Origin of the sequence: Jutongia huaianensis, assembly GCF_014384985.1 — a bacterium.
Classification (GTDB): Bacteria; Bacillota; Clostridia; order Lachnospirales; family Lachnospiraceae; genus Jutongia; species Jutongia huaianensis.
This window is the reverse complement of the sequence record NZ_JACRSX010000002.1, coordinates 253,421-271,847: the sequence shown is the minus strand read 5'-3', so window position 1 is coordinate 271,847 and position 18,427 is coordinate 253,421. Positions and strand designations below refer to the sequence as shown.

The window sequence follows — 18,427 nt, the reverse complement described above, 5'->3', positions numbered from 1 at the left end:
CTCTACACCTCCTCTTGATCCGGTGCAGTCTGGCTCATCCCCTCTGTTTCATTTCGTACAATTTCAGAGGATAAGGCATGCTTTACCTTTGCATCCGAAATGATCACACCATCCGACAACGTGATCACACGGTCCGCCATAGATGCAATTCCAGGATCATGAGTTACCACGATCAGCGTCAGCGAAAACTGTTCCACCGCATTCTTTAACAGGGACATCACCTCCAGTCCATTCTGATGATCCAGATTACCGGTAGGTTCATCTGCCAGAAGCAGACTGGGATGGTTTGCCAGTGCTCTGCCAATTGCCACACGCTGCTTTTGTCCCCCGGACAATTCCTCCGGCAAATGATATTTTCTTTCCTCCAGTCCCAAAATTTTCAAAAGCTTTGCCAGATATTCCCGGTCCATCTGTTTTCCGTCCAGTCGTACCGGAATCTGAATGTTTTCTTCTACATTCAAAACCGGCACCAGATTATATTCCTGAAAAACAAACCCAATTCTTCGACGCCGGAAAACTGCTTTCTGTTTTTCCTTCATTCCCAGAACATCTTCTCCCTCCAGCTTTACGGAACCATCCTGGGCATCATCCATAGTTCCCAGCAGATGAAGAAGGGTTGATTTCCCCGACCCGCTTGCCCCCGTCACTGCTACAAATTCTCCCCGTTCCACCGAAAAGCTTACATGATCCAGCGCCGTTAACTGATTTTCTTTTTTCCCATAAATTCTGGTAAGATTCTTTACTTCCAAAAAAGCCATATATCCTATCATCCTTTCTATCAGATATAATATATCTGTTACCATATAATTATCTTATCAGAACCTTCTTACATTCCCATGAATGGAATCTTACAGTTTTGTAAGATTCATTCATTATATTTTAAATCATAAAAACAGCCTCAAACCGCGTAAAGGTAGGTGGTTCTGTACTGCTGTAAGCCACCAGTGATCCCTTCTGCCTCTCAATAATTTCCTTTGCCAGGGATAAACCGATCCCCACCCCCTTATGCTCCTGATGCTGCTCTTTGCTTCCCTTTACCTGATAAAACCGGTTAAAGATCTTTGGCAGCTCTTCCATTGATATTCCCGGTCCCCGGTCCATAATCTGTACCGTCAGTGCCATTTGCGTTTTGGTCCAGCAGATCATTATTTCTCCTCCCGCAGGACTAAACTCACAGCAATTTTTGATCAGATTTTGAAATGCCTCCGTGAGCCATTCCTTCTCACATAAGAAACTACAATGCTCCGGTCCCTGAAATTTTATGTGTATTTGTTTTTCCGGAAAACCGGTGATCACTCTCTCTGCACATTCCCGCAGCATCACTCCAAGATCATTGGAAGACTTTTCAATTGGAAGCATCCCCGATTCCAGCTGTGTCAGCTTCAAAAGTCCCATGACCAGCCAATGAATCCTCTCAACTTGATCCTGCGCCTGTGTCACCATGATCTGAAGCTTCTCCTGTGTCAGGTTACGCTCAAAAATCTCCAGAAAAACCTGCAAAGAAGCAAGTGGTGTCTTGATCTGGTGAGAAATATCTGTCATCATTTCCTTGAGATAATTCTGCTCCTTCACATGACCACTTTCCCGCTGTCCCAGCACATACGCACTTTTCAGAATATGACTTTCCAATCTTCCGACTGCTCCTTCATCCAGTGGATGAGGAAGTCGTTTTTTCCAGACATCTTCTGTTCTTCTCCTTGTTTCCTCCATAGAGCTTTCTGCCAGGATTTCATCAAAAATATCTCCCACCTGATCCACCTGACCGCATAATCTTTTCAAAGACAAGCCCCCATACAGCCACAAACAGATCAGACCGGCCGATACCGCCGTAATCCCACTGATATCCACAGAAAATCCGCAAAGGAATCTGCCAAGCAGAAAAAAAACAAACCCGCTTCCCCCCGTCAGTACAAGGCTTTTCCATAAATATCCTTTTACACAGCTTTCCTGAAACATTATATTCTCCCCTCCCTCTCACGACCTGCCAGCTCCATCCGATACCCCACTCCCCGGATCGTAGAGATATAAGATTTTTCTTCATCGCAGCCAAGCTTTTGGCGGAGACGTCTCATATAGACAGATAATGTATTATCGTCAACAAAAGCTTCATCAACAGACCACAATTGTTCCATCAGCTGTTCTCTTGTCAATATCTGTCCGGCATGATGGATCAGTATCTGAAAAAGCCGGTATTCGCTTCTGGTCAGTTCGATTCTTTCTTTATTTCGATATACCAGCATTTCCTTTTCATTCAGACAAAGCTCTCCATTTTGATATACACCTTCCTCCGATGCTGTCATTCCATTTCTTATTCCCGTGTCCGGTATCTTATATTTTCTGATATTCGCCAAAATGCGTGCCACAAGCTCTTTCGTCCGAAAAGGCTTCGTTACATAATCATCCCCATACTGCAGACCATGCACCACATTCCCCTCATCCTCCAATGCAGTCAAAAATATAACCGGAATATCCTCCTGCTCCGATTTCAACCATTGACACAGGGCAAATCCGTCTCCATCCGGCAGCATCACATCCAGAAGTACCAGATCAAATACCTGATCCTCCTTTCCACTCCAGAGTCTTTTGGCGGATTGGCAATCGTCCACCCGGATCACCTGCATCCCTTCACTTTCCAATACATACGAGGTTCCCATTGCCAATGCTTCATCATCTTCAACAAATAATATTTTTGCTCCCATGATCCTTTCTCCTTTCCGCCGGTCCATAATTTCTTATTTTGAAAAAAGTGAGTTTTTGCAGCGACTCACCTCAAAAACTCACTTTTCATATACAATAACCTTAATATGTCCAACCATACTACATTACAATAAACAATCTGATCACTCGCCATCCCCATGAATGACCAGGCGCACTGTTTTTAATATAATACGAATGTCTTCTACCACAGACCATCTCATAATATAATCTGTGTCAAGTTCCACTATCTCTTCAAAATCGGTAATCTGATTACGCCCACTGACCTGCCATAATCCGGTAATTCCCGGCTTTGATGCAAGTCTTCCACGATGATGTACCTGATACTGCTCATATTCATCTACTGTCGGCGGTCTTGTCCCGACAATACTCATATCTCCCTTCAGTACATTAAAGAACTGTGGAAGCTCATCAATGGAATATTTGCGTATGAAGTGGCCAATTGGGATAATACGCGGATCATCCTTCATTTTAAACATAAGACCATCCATCTCGTTTTGCTGCATCAGTTCTTTTTTTCGCTCCTCTGCATCCATATACATAGAGCGGAACTTATAGATTTCAAATGTTCTGCCGTTTTTACCGACACGCTTCTGTTTAAAATAAATCGGTCCCGGTGACTGGAAATAAATGAACGGCCCGATAAACACACTTACCAGAGCAGTGAGCAGACTTCCCACCAGTCCTCCGGCTATATCAAGCAGCCGTTTCATCATAATCTGGCGGGCACTTGCCAGGCGAAGTCCCGTTGTCAGAACCGTATAATTGCCAAGACGCTCCACAGTTCTGTTGGGAATATCATCCGGCACGCGTACCAGGTTGATATGTACTGTCACTCCGGCACGGATCAACTCGTTGTTTAACCTGCGACTTTTTTTACTGTCAAGCTGCAGATTCAAAAATACACTGTCCACAACATGCTCCATCAGATAGTCCCGTACACCGTTATAATTTGATACAACCGGTACACCGGCAATCTCCTCCGTGGCTGCCGCTTCTTTTACGGCAGGATTCAACTCACTCTCTTGCGGGGTGTTTTCTTCTTCATAAATATCATCCATAAGTACAACACCTACAACCTGATAATTACGATATTCATCCTGAGAAAGCTCCCTCACGCATTGTTCTGCGCCTTCCCGGTTTGTCAGGATCAGCATCTGTTCCACATCGGGATTGCTCGTCATTTTCTTACGAAGCGCATGCTTATGCAGGCAACGTGCCACATATGTTGCAATATTATGCAGCACGAAATAAATCAACAAAGACTCTCTGGAATAAATGCCTGTTTCCTGTACCAAAAACAAAAAGAACAAAGCCAGACCGTCCACAGTAACACAATGTGTCACCGTGTCCAGCATTTCCCGCAGATAACTTCGACGAACAATCGACTTATGACTGGACCGGATCAAAGAAACGCTGATATCCAGTACGACCAGAATACAAAGAAGTCTCCAGTAATATGTTGTAAAATCACTGCCAATACCATGTCTGAATATATAGCCAATATAAAATGTCACTATAATACAGAAAATATCTAAAACTGCAAAATCAATATGCTTTAACCAGCTTTTTTCTCTTCTAACGTACAATAATCTACCTCCCATGATCTTATACATTACTACGACTGCCGCAACATTTCTGTTACTATATCCTTTGAATCAAACCCTATCTTACGCTTTTATATACTAATTACTTGTCGCCATCATGACCATATGCGCCATAGTCTCCATACTCACCATACTTACCATATTTGCCGTAACCGTACTTGCCATACTTTCCATAGCCGTATTTACCATTGCCCATTGGCACCTTATTTAATACTGTTCCAAGGATCTTTACATCGCTCTTTGCAAGCTGGTTCTTTACATTCTGTACAAAACGATAGCTGACAGCATCCGCCTCAATAACAATGATCGCCCCATCGCATTCCTTTGCCACGATTGCACTGTCAATAACAGATCCTAACGGCGGTGTATCAATCAGCACATAATCATAATGTTCTCTACAATACTGCACCAGATCATGAAAATTCTGACTCTCCAAAAGCTCTGCCGGATTTGGTACAAACGGACCGGAAAAGATAATATCCATCCCCTCAATATCTGTTTTTAAACATACTTCATCCAATGTCTTTTGTCCAGACAAATAATGTGCCAGACCAGCCTCTACTCCACCAACCTTGTATCGGCCTGCCAGAACGGACTTTCTCATATCCGCATCAATCATCACAACACGCTTGCCACTATCCGCAAAGGAAACTGCCAGATTGAAGCTGACACTACTTTTTCCTTCATTCGGAGTACAACTGGTAAAATCAATTACCTGAACATCTGTGCCGCTGAACTGCACATTTGTCCGAAGCGACTTATACGCCTCGTTCACACGATAATCTAACTCTTTCCGACCCTCAAATAAAACTTTTGCCATTCTTCTCACCCATTTCCTTTCCTGGAACGATTTCCTAAGAGTAAACGATTCCATAATCCACCGGAATGGCCTTTACGCTTTCTTTTATCCTTCATCATCTGCTCCATGGCACCTTCCTCAATTGGGATCAAACCAAGAGTGTTCAGGCCAAGATATTTCTGTACATCATCCTCACTGCAGATGGTATCGTTCAGCAGATACAGAATAATAATGACTGCCGCACTGGCTACCAGCCCCAACAAACCTCCGATTGCTATGTTTTTCTTTGCATTCGGGCTGCTTGGGCTGTTTTCCAGATGACCATACTCTACAGTTGTCGGCTCATCTACATTCATAATAGATGCAATTCTGGACACAGAGACCTGACTGACCTCATCTACGATCTCCTTTGCCATATACGGATCATCTGCCGTCACTGTAATATCCAGAATACGGGTATCGGACTGGTTATTTAATGCAACCATCTCTTTTAATGACTCGTATTCCATATCAAGTCTCAGATTGTCGATTACCGTTTCCAACACCGGACGGCTCTGTACCAGAATCATATAATCCTGTGTCAACTGGGATCCTGCCTGCAGATCTGATAACGATGTCAGTGCAGATGTCTGACCTACAATATAAAGCTTTGATGTGGACTGATACTTTGGCGTCACCAGAAACAAAGTTCCAATTCCTGCTACCGCAGCCAGAATAATTCCAGTCATTAAAATACTGAACCATCTGGCACGTACCACTCCAAAAAGTTCCAATAAATCAATTTCGATTTCTTCGTCTTGCTGTTTTTCCATAGATTCCCTCTTATCTTTCTAATCTCCCGATTAATCAATATACTTATCATCCAGCATTGTTACAGGATATTTTACCAGAACCCTTTCCAGTCTGCGTTCTGCTTCCGGATTCTGTCCAAAATATCGCAGTGCATCTTTCATTAATGGTTTACGATGATCCGTTCCGTGACAGTCACTCCCCATAAACTGAATATATCCATCCAGTATCAGACGTCTGTGATATGCTGCCCGGCGCTGCAAAAAGCCTCCAACGATACTTTCCGTATTCATCTGAAAATAGCATCCCATCTTTGCCAGTTCCTCGATATGGTCATAATTCTTATATAACGCTTCATATCTTTCCATATGGGCAACGATAGGAATATACCCGGCCATAATATACTCATGAAGAGACTGATATAATACATGATACTTATCTGATGGCAAAAATTCCACCAAAATATAACGCGTCCCCGCCATGGTTAATGCTTGTCCGCTCTTCAGCTCTTCTATGATCCCCGGACCATTTAACAGTTCATTTCCCAAATCCACCGTAAAGGAAGGATCAATTTCTGCCGCCATCTGGCGAAGAAGCTTTAATTTATCCTGCAGCTCCTCTACCGGGTGATTCTTTCCATTTACAGAAAAATGCGGAGTTGCCACAATATGACGTACACCCTGATCGTATGCCATCTGAAGCATCTGCTTTGATTCTTCCGGACTTTTGGAACCGTCGTCTACTCCTGGTAAGATATGCGTATGAATGTCATAAAACCCGGTTTCCATCCTTTGTCCTCCTTACTCTGCATAAATAGTATGCAGATAACGTTTCCAGATCACAAGTGCGATTGCCACAAGAATGCCAAGACATCCCACATACATCAACACATTGATGCTCCAGGCTGCATACTTCTGCAAAAACTGCAGATAATATACCGGCGTTGCCATGATTTTGCTGGTAATCTTCAATGCCCTTGCTGCTACAGCACCACCACTGATCAGACATGACGATACCAATATCGCAATACACATAACGCGTGCCGACTTATGCGGATAGCCATATAAACGACAAGTCAGAATGAATAATACCAGAAGCATAATAATACTGACTATCGTTGTCAGATAGAACCAGCCTGTAAATGACTGTCTGCTCTGATAGATCACTTTACCCAAATTAAACTGAAGCATATCTGTATAAGTCTCTTTTAACTCTTCGACCATCTTCTCATTGGTTGCTGCATCCTTTCCGATCACCTCTGTATTTAATGCATCCTGAATGCCCTCTGTAGAAATCTGTGCATCTTCCTGACCGGCCAGCACTTTATTGATATACTGCTTTTCCTCGATATAAACACTGGAAAGTGAGAAAACCTCCGTTGCAATCTTTCCATCATATCCCGCATCTTCCAGCTGTTCCTGTGCCGTTTCACGGATCATCTGTGTCACACCCAGGAAGTAATCACTTTCCATCATCTGACGCTGGATCGAATTGTTATTATATATACCAAAATATAATCCCAGTGCAAGCATCAAAAGAAATGCCCAGCCACTGGCACACACACCAACACCAATCGCAATTCCCCGGCGCAGGCCTCTCTTCTTTCTATGATGGCCTTTGACTTTGATCACATAGTATAAAACTGCTGCAATCGCTGCAACCGTTAAGCCCAATACAACCCAGAATATAATCTTCCATAAGGAAATATGTACGATCTGGCTGATAAAATTATCGCTTGCCTTCTGTACTTTAGTATCAGAGCTTTTCTGATCATCACTCTTATTATCTATGGAAAATTTTGTTCCGTTTCCGGAGATTGTCACCTCTCCATTTTTTGCATGGGACTTATCTGTCTTTTCAAAAGTAATAGAGTTGCCGAGATCCTGCTCTTTGTCCCAGGTATCGTCCACTCCTGCCGGAGTCTCCGTCACGATTGGAGTTGCCTGACTATCAAACTCATCCGTTTCCTGCTTTTTCTGATTCTTCTCTGCGCTGCCCGGCTTTCCTAAAATACTCTTCAACAATAGCTTATTGGCCTCTGAAGTTTTCTTGGAATGCTGTGGCTCTGCATCTTCACTGTCATTCGATGGTGTCCCGGAAATCAGATCACAATAGCCTTCCTCTACCAGTTCCTGATAACTTCCATGAAACTGTGAAATATACCCCTGCGCCTGCGAAGCCGAGAGATCCACTTCATCCTCTGCCAGCTTAGCTTTTCCCTGAGCAATATAACTGCTCTTAACCACATATGTGGCACCATTATAAGAAAATGACTGTGACACAGCAGATATCACACTCTGCTCATTGGCATTGATCTCTCCAGCGTGCACTGTCACTGCTGTAAGAGCAAATGCCGCTAATCCAATTATTAATCCAGTAATCTTATGCTTCATAACTTCCCTTTCCTATTGTGTATTTGTCTGAAATCCCACTTCTGTGCGTACATCACCTTTGACATAGATCACACCGCAATCTGCCCAGGATGGATCCAGCGTGTTTGTCCGGATTGCTTTTAAATAATATTTCTTATTTAATTCCATATCCTCCACAGTCCAGTACTCATCCTCTTCACCACGGTACAAACTGATTGTCCCCTCATGATTCACCTTAGGCTCATTTGGAGTGTATGTTAATGCCAGCATTACCAAAAGATCCTTACCACTTATCTTATCACTGTGTGTATAATTTTTTCCATTCAGACTCACTGAAATATTCCCGCTGTAATTTTTATTGACAAGATATGCTGTCATGATTTCGCCATCAAGCTCCACAAGACTTTCCGATACTACCAGTACCGAAGAATCCGCTGTCTTCGCACTTGCTTCCGGTGATGCTGTAGATGCGGGTGCCTGTGACACTGTTGGATTATCTGCCACTCCCGGTACAGGTGACGATGGAACAACATTCGAATCAGGTGTCAATGTAGTTACCGGTTTTGAGGAAGAATTTTTTTTCTTTTGAACGGTCACCTTACAAACCGCTTTTTTATTGTTTCCACCAACCGTAACGGTAATTTGAGTTTTTCCGGCCTTTTTTCCCGTCACTTTTCCTTTTTGGGAAACGACTGCAATCTTTTTATTGCTGCTCTTCCATGTCACAACTGTCTTTCGCGAAACCTTTCCCTTTACCTTAAGCTGAAAACTGCTTCCGACAGAAATCTTTTTTTTCGTTATATTCAACTTTACCGCATTTGACTTTGCAGCTGCAACATTAATTCCACCCAAGCTCTGACCGATCAAACACAGGGTTATCATACCACACAATATCTTTTTCCCTACATTCATCAATTATATCTCCATTTCGAAGTATTTACAATCATTTTTTCAAGAAAACAGGATCGTTACAAACGCAACGATCCTGTCTGTGTTTTCTTTCTTATTACGCTTGGGAATTATTTACTAATCTTCAAATCCTTAGCATATTTCTCAGCAACACTCAGTTCCTTAATGTTACCGTTCTTATCAACAACAAGCTTAGCGGTATCAGCTACTGTAATTGTTACAGTGTTGTCATCAGAAATCTCAGTTGCTACAGCGAATGTTCCCTCGAATTTCTCACCACCGATTACAACATTGCTTACTGTGCATTCCTTAGCAGATCCCTTAACATCCAGTGAGAAGTTCTTGTCACCAGTTGCAGCTACGGAAACAACGTCATCTTTAACAGTTGTCTTAACCGCTACCTTCTTACCGTTCTTCTCAACATATACTGTGTCAGAACCAGCCTCTTTGCTGTATGTCAGACCCTTAACTGCTACAGAAGCAGTCTTAGAATCATATGCCTTAGCAATAAAATTGTTAGCTTTCTCTGCAAGATCCTTTGCAAGGTTAGCCTTGATCTTGTCAGCCTTCTGATTGAAAGCAGAAGCTACTGCCTCAATATCATCCTTAGAAACATTCAGTGTATCCTTACCAAATGTAACCTTGTAAGACTCACCATCAGCAAGTTCCGGTACCTCAACAGGTTTCAGAGCAGGAGCTGTTGTCTCTGCTGGTGCTGTTGTTGTAGGAGCTTTTGTCTCTGCTGGTGCTGTTGTTGCAGGTGCATTTGTTGCAGGTACATTTGTTGTAGGTGCTACTGTTGCACTTGGAGCTACCTTTGCTGTAACAGCAGGACCAGTTGTAATTGCTGGAGATGTTGCAACAGCTCCGGCTGTAACAACTACAGATACTGTAGCTTTCTTCTTGCTTCCATCAACAGCCTTAACTGTGATCTTAGCCTTACCAGCCTTAACGCCTGTGATAACACCCTTAGCGTTTACCTTTGCGATCTTCTTAGCGCTTGACTTAAATGTAAGCTTCTTAAGAGTTGCCTTCTTAGGCTTTACAGATGTCTTAATCTTCTGCTTAGCACCAACCTTAACTGTTACGTTCTTTGGTGCAGTAACCTTTGTTACTTTCTTCTTGATCTTCTTAACTACTACCTTAACAACAACTTTCTTGCTGCCGGACTTAACTGTAATCTTAGCCTTACCTGGCTTCTTAGCCTTTACAACGCCCTTCTTAGAAACAGAAGCGATCTTCTTCTTGTTGATCTTGTATGTAACCTTAGCTTTCTTAGGCTTTACAGTTACCTTCAGCTTCATTGAGCCATATCCTGCTGCTGCGCCCTTGTAAAGAGTGATTTTCTTTGTCTTTACTGTGAGCTTCTTTGTCTTAGCAGCTGCCTGAGCTGGTGCTGCAGGAACGATTGATGTGATTCCCATTGCTGCAACTACTGCTGCTGCAATGATTTTTTTGATTGTCTTACTTCTCATCTTTTTTCCTCCTAACATTTTGATGCCCCTCACCCTCAGTATACCAGTCTGAGACCGGATACATATCATATCTCTTCTCCATACGGTATTTTAAATGATAGGCATTTCGTTGTTTGTAATAACAATTTTCGAAGTTTATTTTAGTAGATAAAAATTTAAATGTCAAGGTCGCTCAATAGATTTCATTACTTTTGTGAAATTCATCTATAAATATTCCTAAATTATCTCAAAAATAGACAAACTGCACATGCGTTATCGTGACATATGACATTTACATGACACAATTTACAGGATTTCCCATTTATTACGATAAGTCTGCACAATCATTTGAGTTTTTCCAAAGACATTACTATAAAACTTACCAATAAAAGCAGACAGGATATCCAGATAACGTGAATCCCATATAAATGAGAACAGATACCTCCAATGCCTGCTCCTACAGCAAATGTACCGATCACTCCGAAATAATACCCCATCTGGCGAAGCTGTTCCCGGCGGTGTTCTCTTACATAGAAAGACAATGCCGCCATACCGCTGCGGAGATTACCGATACACATAGTACTGGCATAAGAATAACCTCCCACCTTGCGGAACGACTGTACCTGCATTGCACATGCAAAGGATACAAGAATCGTTGCTGTCATATTGTATGTCCGGGGAATAAATCCCACCAATGCCAAAATAACAATCTCAGCCAGAAGAATTCCCTGACGCCAGTGAATCTTTTTTGCATTACGGAAACGATACTGTACATTTTCCGCCAGAAAAACTCCCATAGCAAAGGATAAAAGCGGCAACAGATAGCGAAGCCCCTCCTGCCACCTTCCTTCCATAAAATGCTGGCTCATCAGTACCACATTTCCTGTCTGTGCATTGGAAAACACTTCATCTCTGCAGTTATAAGTATACGCATCCTGAAAACCTCCGGATAATGCCAGAAAAAATGAATTGATAAACGCCTCCGACATCTGACGCTCCGGCAAGACCTCTGCAAGCCGTGACTTCTTTTGTTTCAATGATAACAACCTCTTTTCTTCCTATTGCATATTGCATAGCGTTTTTAAGCCCTTTGAAGTATATCACGCACAAGGTTTCTGTCAATGCCTTCCTTTATAAGATTCCCCTATCAAAGAATACATAGAAGTTATTTGTATCTCGCCAGATTATATGGTACAATTTATATAATTATGCAGATAATGTTCTTATTATATAAGGAGGATATTTATGAACAAATATATTTTGAGCTGTTGCTCCACGGCCGATCTGTCAAAGGAGCAATTTGAATCACGCGGGATTTCTTACATCTGTTTCCATTACGAGCTGGACGGTGTGAGTTATTCTGACGATCTGGGACAGTCTATGGATTTCAAGGATTTTTATCACCGTATGGCAACCGGTTCCAGCACAAAGACATCCCAGGTAAATGCTGAGGAATACGAAGCCTATTTTCGTAAATTTTTGGAACAGGGACTTGATATTCTTCATCTGACATTGTCCTCCGGCATTTCCGGGACGATCAACTCCGCTAATATTGCGGCAGATACTCTCCGGGAAGAATTTCCGGACCGCAGGATCTATATTGTAGATTCTCTGGCCGCTTCCTCCGGTTATGGTCTGCTGATGGATAAGCTTGCAGATCTGCGGGACGAAGGAAAGGATATCGAAGAGGTTCGCCAATATGCTCTGGATCACCGGTTAAATGCCCAGCACTGGTTCTTTTCCACGGATCTTTCCTTCTATGTAAAGGGAGGCCGGATTTCTAAGACATCCGGTGCCATAGGTACTGTTCTTGGTATCTGCCCATTGTTAAACGTAAATAATACCGGTCATCTGATTCCCCGCTACAAGATCCGCACGAAAAAAAAGGTGATCAATGCCATTGTCGATTGTATGAAAGAAAATGCAGAGAATGGTCTGGATTACGCTGATAAATGTTTTATTTCCCAGTCTGAATGCTATGATGACGCAAAGGCAGTTGCCGATAAGATCGAAGCCGCATTTCCTCACTTAAAGGGTCATGTAGTGATCAACTATATCGGTACTACGATTGGAAGCCATACCGGTCCGGGAACCGTGGCACTGTTCTTCTGGGGCAAGGAACGTACCGAATGATAGATGGCTGAAATAGAGAATTATAAAAAAGGGCAAAACCAGCGTTTTGCCCTCCAAGAATTGCTTCGCAATGCTCGTTGGCTCCCCTCTACGCTACGAGCATTTTCCTATACACTAAAAAAGTTCCATAAGCACTATAACCATAAGTGCCTATGGAACTTTATAATTTCTATAATATTGTAATACTGATTACCGCATCTGAGCAGCAACCTCTGCTGCGAAATCCTCTTCCTTCTTCTCGATTCCCTCACCGGTCTCAAAACGGATGAACTTCGTTACAACAAGCTTGCATCCCTCTGCCTTAGCAACAGACTCTACATACTTGCCAACAGACTCTTTGTTCTCGCCCTTGAAGTACTCCTGCTCCAGAAGACAAACTTCCTTGAGCTCTTTATTCAGACGGCCTGTGATCATCTTCTCAATGATCTCATCCGGCTTATTTGCATTCTTAGGATCGTTCTTTGCCTGAGCAAGAAGGATTGACTTCTCATGCTCCTTGTAGTCAGAATCTACATCATCCGTAGATACATACTGCGGACGAAGAGCTGCAACCTGCATTGCTACGTTCTTCAGGCACTCCTTAACTGCATCGCTGTCAGAATCAGTATCAGCAACAACAAGTACGCCGATCTTTCCGCCACCATGGATATAAGGAACAACAAGACCATCTGTTGTCACCTTCTCGAAACGACGGATATTCATGTTCTCACCGATTACGGCGATCATAGCCTTGAGTTTCTCCTCAACTGTGCCAGCATCCTCTGCTGCCCACTTCTCAGCCATAAAATCTTCCAGACTTGCAGCGCTGGAATTCTTTGCCTGAGCAGCTACCTCGGCAACATATGCCTGGAACTTCTCGTTCTTTGCAACGAAATCAGTCTCACTGTTTACCTCTACGATAGAAGCAACCTTGCCATCCTCAGCAACGTCAACAGCAACAATACCTTCTGCTGCAATACGTCCGGACTTCTTAGCAGCCTTTGCAAGACCATTCTCTCTCAACCACTCTACTGCCTGATCCATATCTCCCTCTGTTGCAGTTAATGCCTTTTTACAGTCCATCATACCTGCACCAGTCATCTCTCTAAGCTCTTTTACCTGTGAAGCTGTAATTGCCATTGTGATTTCCTCCATTTATGATTTTTGATTATTCTGCATCCTCTGCCGGAACATCCTCGCTCATTGACTCACCCTGATTTGCCTCGATAACGGCGTCAGCCATTGTAGAAACGATAAGCTTAACGGCTCTGATCGCATCATCATTACCTGGGATTACATAATCTAACTCTTCCGGATCACAGTTTGTATCAGCGATACCGATAAGTGGAATACCTAATGTATGTGCTTCCTGGATACAGATTCTCTCCTTCTTAGGATCTACAACGAAGATAGCGTCAGGGATCTTCTTCATCTCCTTGATACCGCCAAGGTTCTTCTCAAGCTTCTCCCACTCTTTCTTCAGACCGATTACTTCCTTCTTAGGAAGTACATCAAATGTACCATCCTCAGACATAGCCTCGATCTCTTTGAGTCTCTTAATACGAGTCTGGATTGTCTTGAAGTTTGTCAGCATACCACCGAGCCATCTCTCGTTTACATAGTACATACCGCAACGCTCTGCCTCAGTCTTAATAGAATCCTGAGCCTGCTTCTTTGTACCTACAAAAAGAATGTCACCACCGTTTGCAACGATATCCTTTACTGCATTGTAAGCTGTGTCAACCATTCCTACAGACTTCTGCAGATCGATAATGTAGATACCATTACGCTCTGTGTAAATGTACTCAGCCATTTTCGGGTTCCATCTTCTTGTCTGATGTCCGAAGTGTACACCTGCTTCCAGTAACTGTTTCATTGAAATTACGCTCATTTTGTTTACCTCCAATTGGTTAATGTCTTCCATATGCTTCCCGGAACCATTCCGGCACATGACCGCGAGCACGGCACCAATGCGTGATCCGCATATGTGTTTACTTGTTTTTATGCGTTACGGACAAACCAGCCGCAAACACACTAGAGTAGATTATCATAAAAAATGCCCGTTGACAAGGGGTCAACGGGCATTTTTTTGATTTTATCTCATTTTTCCGGAAATTACAGATAAATTATATACTCTGATCCGGTTTTATCCCTTTTACAGACCGAGAATTCCCTCTACGGTCTTCTGCATATCTTCTGTCTCACAGACAGTATCGTGAAGAACCGGTGCACTCCTGATCTCCTCAACTGCCTTTGGAACCTTGGTACCGGATACCTTTTCCAGCTCATCGATCAGCGCAAAATCATCCATTCCTTTGTACTTCTCATCAATGGCACTCATAACGCTTGTTCCAAATTTATAAGGACTTGCCGTCGATGCAATAATTGTTTTGGCCGTATCACCTGTCTTTTCCTTATATGCATGATATACAGCAGATGCAACGGCAGTATGTGTATCCATAACATAACCTGTCTTGTCATAAACACGCTTGATCTCTGCGGCACATTCCTCTTCGCTTGCCCAGCCGCCGACAAAGTCCTTCAGCTGTGCCTTCATCTCATCTGTCACCTCATATTTACCATCGGTAGCAAGAGAGTTCATCATATCAGCCGTTGCCTTTGCATTTTCTCCGGCGATCTTAAAGATCAGTCTCTCCAGATTGCTGGAGATCAGAATATCCATAGATGGGGATGTCGTGAGGATAAAGTCACGGTTCTTGTCGTAAACACCTGTCTCAAAGAAATCAAACAGGACTTTATTTTCATTGGAAGCACAGATCAGCTTCCCAACCGGCACTCCCATATTTTTGGCATAATATGCAGCAAGGATATTTCCGAAGTTACCGGTAGGCACTACAAAGTTCACCGGCTCGCCTTCCTTAACCACACCCTGTCCCAAAAGACGTGTATAAGAATATACATAATAAACAACCTGTGGCACAAGACGTCCAATGTTGATGGAATTGGCAGAAGAGAACTGGTATCCCTTCTCTGCCATGGTCTTTGCAAGCTCCTTGTTATTGAACATAGCCTTTACGCCGCTCTGGGCATCATCAAAGTTACCGGTAATACCAACAACCTTTGTATTTTTCCCTTTCTGTGTTACCATCTGACGCTCCTGGATCCGGCTGACACCGTTCTTTGGATAAAATACAATAATGCTTGTACCCTCTACATCCGCAAAACCTGCCAAAGCTGCCTTTCCGGTATCTCCGGATGTTGCTGTAAGGATCACGATCTCATTGGTGATGTGATTCTTTTTGGCAGATGTAGTTAAAAGATGCGGCAGGATGGATAATGCCATGTCCTTAAATGCGATGGTTGCACCATGGAACAGCTCCAGATAATATGTACCATCCTTCTCTACTAAAGGGGCGATCTCCTTTGTATCAAACTTGTCATCGTAAGCTTTTGTAATACAGTTTTTCAGCTCCTCCTCTGTAAAATCGGTAAAGAACTTTTTCATCACCTCATAAGCAGTCTCCTGATAATTCAGCTTTGCAATATCTGCAAAGGACTTATCCAGTGACGGAATGCTTGTTGGCACAAAAAGTCCTCCATCCTCTGCCAGTCCCTTTAAAATAGCCTGAGATGCTGTAACTGTCTTTCCTTCGCTTCTGGTACTTCTATACATTGGTTCCATGTCTTTCCTCCATTCTGATCTGCGATCTGGTGCAATAATGCCGGGTTCAAAAGATATCCGCCACCAGTTGATGTCACAGATTGCTTCATCGCTATACTTTTGGAAGAAATTTTACCATATCAATGACCTTATTTCAAGACACAACTCACAGCGTGAGACGAAATCCCACGCTGCAAGGCTGTCATCCGGTATCTTTGTTATTTAAAAAATTCATGCCCCTGATGCTGGAACAATCTCGTGAGACTCCGGTCAAACCAGCTTACATTGCCGCCATCGGCATAGCGCCGATCCATAAAATACAAGGCTCCCCGGGAACCATCCACTCCATGCAGTGCCTCATCCACCGCCTTCCTGGTATCCTCGGATGCTTCCGCTCTGGAATAACTTCCATCCGAAATCGGCGAAAACTGTCTTGGAGCAAATACCACTTCCCGTATAGTGGACGGAAATTTTCCGCTTCGCACCCGGTTTAAAATGACATTTGCCACCAGAAGTTTGCCCTGATGATCCTGATTGCCCGCTTCCGCCTGAACGATTTTTTCCAGAACTGTCCTGTCACTTTCGCTGATACGGACTCCACAGCATTTTTGTATTTCCAGCATTCTCTGCTTTCTTGCTCTCTCTTCTCTCATCCGTTTTACTTCTAACTGATGCTCCTTCACACGTACCGATCTTACCTGATCAAGTTTTTTTATTTTACATGTCATTGTCGCAGTATCTGCCACCGACAGACTGTCCTGCCACCGTTGCACCCGGGACGGCAGGACGCTCTGCTCGCTTACCGGAGCCAGGGCAACAACTTCCTGAGACTGCATATTCCACAGTGAAAGACCTGCACTGATTGCAATCACCACTACTCCCCGTACAACTTTTATTTTCCTCATGGTATTCTTCACCAAACCTTTCCCGGTTCATATCAACAATGCCTCTCAGAGACATTATCATTTTTATACTTTATTTTATGAACCATTTTGAATTTTGTTACAAAAACATTACAAATTATATTTTCACATTTTATCTTTTATTCGTATTAGTTTATATTTTTGTAACATTTGATGAATTTTATACACTCATTTCCAGATTTTTCTAAAAAAATTCGGGCATTGTTCGACAAAAAACACAATTCTGCAAAGATCCTGTTCCTTACAGCTCTGTAAAAAATCCCTCAAAATAAAAATGCCTCCGGAAAATCCATAAATTGTCCGAAAGCATTTTTATTCATATCGACTGCAATCCTGATATATAACCGGAAAAACGCGGCTCGAAAGATATTTCACGATATATCCTGTGATATTCCTCCGACGACAGCTCCGATAGATAATTGGAAGCATACTGAATCCCGATTCCTGCTTCCTGCAGCAGATCCGCCGCTTTGTTGTAAGCAATAGCCGCCTCTGTATCCGTAGGATATCTACCGATAATATGATCTCCATTAATATGAATCTTTGCCACATACACCGCCGCATACACATCCGGCTGACGTGTTACTCCATGATAGGCATTCAGAATCTCAATATTAGCATAACGGTAATCGTGATCATTGCCGTTCACAAAACGATAATCCCGGTTCTCCACGGCAAAGTTTTTGATCCCATAACGGGATGCGATATTGACCTGCATTCCATAATCTGCCACAAAAAGATGACCCCCCCGGCGCATGATCGAATGATGGGAATAATAAAACAGATCATCCGCATCAAAAAGAAGGACATCCTCTCTGGAAAGATAATATTCAAAATAATTTGCCTGTAAATAAATAGGCGTTTTGATATAAAGTCCATTATTTTTGAAATTATTTAAAACCACCCACTTGGAAAAGGGGAGCTCACATGGACGATAATCATCCGGCAAAAAACGAATTTCTGATTTCAGAAGATTCGCCGCAATTGTATACGTCCGGTGCGCTTCCTCCTGCGTAGCGAAGCTGCCGAGACTGATATGTTTTCCCCGAAATGTCACAGAGGAACGAAAATAGATATCCCCGTTCTTTTTCCTGGCCTGAAAAACTCCCGGAAGCCGCTTCATAT

17 protein-coding genes are annotated in these 18,427 nt (G+C 42.9%); 1 reads left to right on the top strand and 16 read right to left on the bottom strand.

Going from position 1 to position 18,427, the window contains the following annotated elements:
- Nucleotides 1–2: 2 nt before the first annotated feature.
- The 11 genes from H8704_RS03265 to H8704_RS03215 all read right to left on the bottom strand — a co-directional run bounded on the left by H8704_RS03265 (nucleotide 3) and on the right by H8704_RS03215 (nucleotide 11,634).
- A complete protein-coding gene (locus H8704_RS03265; protein WP_118689278.1) occupies nucleotides 3–758 on the bottom strand; it encodes an ABC transporter ATP-binding protein in 756 nt (251 codons plus the stop codon).
- A 121-nt stretch (nucleotides 759–879) separates the two neighbouring features.
- Nucleotides 880–1,956 (bottom strand): sensor histidine kinase, encoded by a 1,077-nt coding sequence (locus H8704_RS03260; RefSeq protein ID WP_249297322.1) that lies wholly within the window; start codon nucleotides 1,954–1,956, stop codon nucleotides 880–882.
- Nucleotides 1,956–2,699 carry a response regulator transcription factor gene (locus H8704_RS03255; protein WP_118689272.1) on the bottom strand — a complete coding sequence of 248 codons (744 nt, stop codon included), beginning with the start codon at nucleotides 2,697–2,699 and terminating at the stop codon, nucleotides 1,956–1,958. The genes H8704_RS03260 and H8704_RS03255 overlap by 1 nt, the downstream gene beginning before the upstream one ends.
- Before the next feature lie 141 nt (nucleotides 2,700–2,840).
- Entirely contained in the window at nucleotides 2,841–4,304 is a 1,464-nt protein-coding gene (locus H8704_RS03250; RefSeq protein ID WP_249297320.1) for a sugar transferase, read from the bottom strand.
- A gap of 100 nt (nucleotides 4,305–4,404) precedes the next feature.
- Nucleotides 4,405–5,142: a CpsD/CapB family tyrosine-protein kinase gene (locus tag H8704_RS03245; RefSeq protein ID WP_249297319.1), complete on the bottom strand. Its 738-nt coding sequence runs from the start codon at nucleotides 5,140–5,142 to the stop codon at nucleotides 4,405–4,407.
- A 5-nt stretch (nucleotides 5,143–5,147) separates the two neighbouring features.
- Nucleotides 5,148–5,933 (bottom strand): YveK family protein, encoded by a 786-nt coding sequence (locus H8704_RS03240; RefSeq protein ID WP_249297317.1) that lies wholly within the window; start codon nucleotides 5,931–5,933, stop codon nucleotides 5,148–5,150.
- 30 nt (nucleotides 5,934–5,963) lie between these two features.
- Nucleotides 5,964–6,698: a CpsB/CapC family capsule biosynthesis tyrosine phosphatase gene (locus H8704_RS03235; protein ID WP_022465574.1), complete on the bottom strand. Its 735-nt coding sequence runs from the start codon at nucleotides 6,696–6,698 to the stop codon at nucleotides 5,964–5,966.
- Nucleotides 6,699–6,710: 12 nt separating this feature from the next.
- Complete coding sequence (locus tag H8704_RS03230; protein ID WP_249297316.1) at nucleotides 6,711–8,303, bottom strand: hypothetical protein; 1,593 nt, start codon at nucleotides 8,301–8,303, stop codon at nucleotides 6,711–6,713.
- A 12-nt stretch (nucleotides 8,304–8,315) separates the two neighbouring features.
- On the bottom strand, nucleotides 8,316–9,194 hold the full coding sequence (locus H8704_RS03225) for an Ig-like domain-containing protein (protein ID WP_249297314.1): 879 nt from the start codon (nucleotides 9,192–9,194) through the stop codon (nucleotides 8,316–8,318).
- A 107-nt stretch (nucleotides 9,195–9,301) separates the two neighbouring features.
- A complete protein-coding gene (locus H8704_RS03220) occupies nucleotides 9,302–10,666 on the bottom strand; it encodes an Ig-like domain-containing protein (protein ID WP_249297313.1) in 1,365 nt (454 codons plus the stop codon).
- 323 nt (nucleotides 10,667–10,989) lie between these two features.
- The gene (locus tag H8704_RS03215) at nucleotides 10,990–11,634 is read right to left on the bottom strand and encodes a YoaK family protein (RefSeq protein ID WP_118678641.1); all 645 of its coding nucleotides are present in this window, start codon (nucleotides 11,632–11,634) and stop codon (nucleotides 10,990–10,992) included.
- 256 nt (nucleotides 11,635–11,890) lie between these two features.
- Here H8704_RS03215 and H8704_RS03210 point away from each other — a divergent pair, with 256 nt between their 5' ends.
- Nucleotides 11,891–12,778: a DegV family protein gene (locus tag H8704_RS03210; RefSeq protein ID WP_249297310.1), complete on the top strand. Its 888-nt coding sequence runs from the start codon at nucleotides 11,891–11,893 to the stop codon at nucleotides 12,776–12,778.
- A 189-nt stretch (nucleotides 12,779–12,967) separates the two neighbouring features.
- On the opposite strand, the gene tsf is transcribed toward H8704_RS03210, so the two are convergent.
- From tsf to H8704_RS03185, 5 genes are all read right to left on the bottom strand, one after another.
- On the bottom strand, nucleotides 12,968–13,897 hold the full coding sequence (tsf, locus tag H8704_RS03205; RefSeq protein WP_022465569.1) for a translation elongation factor Ts: 930 nt from the start codon (nucleotides 13,895–13,897) through the stop codon (nucleotides 12,968–12,970).
- A gap of 28 nt (nucleotides 13,898–13,925) precedes the next feature.
- Nucleotides 13,926–14,648 (bottom strand): 30S ribosomal protein S2, encoded by a 723-nt coding sequence (gene rpsB, locus H8704_RS03200; protein ID WP_118678578.1) that lies wholly within the window; start codon nucleotides 14,646–14,648, stop codon nucleotides 13,926–13,928.
- A gap of 264 nt (nucleotides 14,649–14,912) precedes the next feature.
- On the bottom strand, nucleotides 14,913–16,400 hold the full coding sequence (gene thrC / locus H8704_RS03195) for a threonine synthase (protein ID WP_249297308.1): 1,488 nt from the start codon (nucleotides 16,398–16,400) through the stop codon (nucleotides 14,913–14,915).
- Between the two features lie 197 nt (nucleotides 16,401–16,597).
- Nucleotides 16,598–17,284: a cell wall hydrolase gene (locus H8704_RS03190; protein ID WP_249297306.1), complete on the bottom strand. Its 687-nt coding sequence runs from the start codon at nucleotides 17,282–17,284 to the stop codon at nucleotides 16,598–16,600.
- 334 nt (nucleotides 17,285–17,618) lie between these two features.
- Nucleotides 17,619–18,425, bottom strand: coding sequence for a hypothetical protein (locus tag H8704_RS03185; RefSeq protein WP_022464502.1), 807 nt, complete (start codon nucleotides 18,423–18,425; stop codon nucleotides 17,619–17,621).
- Nucleotides 18,426–18,427 lie beyond the last annotated feature (2 nt).

Coding starts and splice junctions, on each gene's coding strand:
- H8704_RS03265 (WP_118689278.1), bottom strand. CDS start 758: ATGGCTTTTTTGGAAGTAAAGAATCTTACCAGAATTTATGGGAAAAAA.
- H8704_RS03260 (WP_249297322.1), bottom strand. CDS start 1,956: ATGTTTCAGGAAAGCTGTGTAAAAGGATATTTATGGAAAAGCCTTGTA.
- H8704_RS03255 (WP_118689272.1), bottom strand. CDS start 2,699: ATGGGAGCAAAAATATTATTTGTTGAAGATGATGAAGCATTGGCAATG.
- H8704_RS03245 (WP_249297319.1), bottom strand. CDS start 5,142: ATGGCAAAAGTTTTATTTGAGGGTCGGAAAGAGTTAGATTATCGTGTG.
- H8704_RS03240 (WP_249297317.1), bottom strand. CDS start 5,933: ATGGAAAAACAGCAAGACGAAGAAATCGAAATTGATTTATTGGAACTT.
- H8704_RS03235 (WP_022465574.1), bottom strand. CDS start 6,698: ATGGAAACCGGGTTTTATGACATTCATACGCATATCTTACCAGGAGTA.
- H8704_RS03230 (WP_249297316.1), bottom strand. CDS start 8,303: ATGAAGCATAAGATTACTGGATTAATAATTGGATTAGCGGCATTTGCT.
- H8704_RS03225 (WP_249297314.1), bottom strand. CDS start 9,194: ATGAATGTAGGGAAAAAGATATTGTGTGGTATGATAACCCTGTGTTTG.
- H8704_RS03220 (WP_249297313.1), bottom strand. CDS start 10,666: ATGAGAAGTAAGACAATCAAAAAAATCATTGCAGCAGCAGTAGTTGCA.
- H8704_RS03215 (WP_118678641.1), bottom strand. CDS start 11,634: ATGTCGGAGGCGTTTATCAATTCATTTTTTCTGGCATTATCCGGAGGT.
- H8704_RS03210 (WP_249297310.1), top strand. CDS start 11,891: ATGAACAAATATATTTTGAGCTGTTGCTCCACGGCCGATCTGTCAAAG.
- tsf (WP_022465569.1), bottom strand. CDS start 13,897: ATGGCAATTACAGCTTCACAGGTAAAAGAGCTTAGAGAGATGACTGGT.
- rpsB (WP_118678578.1), bottom strand. CDS start 14,648: ATGAGCGTAATTTCAATGAAACAGTTACTGGAAGCAGGTGTACACTTC.
- thrC (WP_249297308.1), bottom strand. CDS start 16,400: ATGGAACCAATGTATAGAAGTACCAGAAGCGAAGGAAAGACAGTTACA.
- H8704_RS03190 (WP_249297306.1), bottom strand. CDS start 17,284: ATGAGGAAAATAAAAGTTGTACGGGGAGTAGTGGTGATTGCAATCAGT.
- H8704_RS03185 (WP_022464502.1), bottom strand. CDS start 18,425: ATGAAGCGGCTTCCGGGAGTTTTTCAGGCCAGGAAAAAGAACGGGGAT.